The organism is Clostridioides sp. ES-W-0018-02 (assembly GCF_020658175.1).
Taxonomy (GTDB): domain Bacteria; phylum Bacillota; class Clostridia; order Peptostreptococcales; family Peptostreptococcaceae; genus Clostridioides.
In genome coordinates, this window is the sequence record NZ_JACVVY010000067.1 from 1 (window position 1) to 283 (window position 283).

General features: G+C 40.6%; 1 tRNA gene. It reads right to left on the minus strand.

From position 1 onward, the window contains the following. Positions 1-180: 180 nt before the first annotated feature. Positions 181-256 (minus strand) — tRNA-Ala (locus IC219_RS21510). Between the last annotated feature and the right edge of the window lie 27 nt (positions 257-283).

Here is a 283-nt window from a genome sequence, read left to right on the forward strand (position 1 = left end):
GCCAACGAATAAATCTCGTTGCTTAAAGTGCTAGTACACGTCGCCAACAAACAAACTTCACATGTGTTCAGTTTATTCCGTTGCTTAAAGTGCTAACGCACATAGCTTGTCTAAAGATAAGCTAAAAGTGCATGTAAGAGGCTACTAGATAAATCGAAGATTTAAGTAATATACTCTTAATGGTGGAGATGAGGAGAGTCGAACTCCTGACCCCTTGCTTGCAAGGCAAGTGCTCTCCCAACTGAGCTACACCCCCAAATATGAAGTTCATAAAGAACTTTCA